This window comes from Rhodococcus sp. KB6 (assembly GCF_001445685.1).
GTDB lineage: Bacteria > Actinomycetota > Actinomycetes > Mycobacteriales > Mycobacteriaceae > Rhodococcus_F > Rhodococcus_F qingshengii.
On the sequence record NZ_LNAK01000091.1, the window covers coordinates 1 to 473 of the forward strand.

The following is a 473-nucleotide window of genomic DNA, read 5'->3' on the forward strand; positions in this document are numbered from 1 at the left end:
GCCGGTGGCTTAACCCCTTGTGGGAGGGAGCCGTCGAAGGTGGGATCGGCGATTGGGACGAAGTCGTAACAAGGTAGCCGTACCGGAAGGTGCGGCTGGATCACCTCCTTTCTAAGGAGCTTCTCCAATGTCAGGGTTCACACAGGTGAATTACTGGTTGGCAGAGACCGTTTCGGACACGATGTTGTCCGGCGGTTGCTCATGGGTGGATCGCTGACAAACTTGATCGTCGTACGGTTTCTCCTCTGTGGGAAACCGACGAACAATATATCGACATACTGTTGGGTCCTGAGAGAACACGCGAGTGTTTCCTCTCTAGGAAGTAACGACAAATGACTGCTGCAGTCATACCCCAAGAATTATTCGTGAGAGTGGTTTTTGTTGGTGTCTGCGTGAGGTGGTTGTTTGTGTGTTGTTTGAGAACTGCACAGTGGACGCGAGCATCTTTGTTGTAAGTAATGAAGAGCGTACGG

Annotated in this window: 1 rRNA gene; it reads left to right on the forward strand. The window is 51.6% G+C overall.

Annotation, left to right across the window (positions count from 1 at the left end):
* Positions 1–111, forward strand: a 16S ribosomal RNA gene (locus tag ASU23_RS12300); the annotation flags it as partial.
* Positions 112–473: the final 362 nt, after the last annotated feature.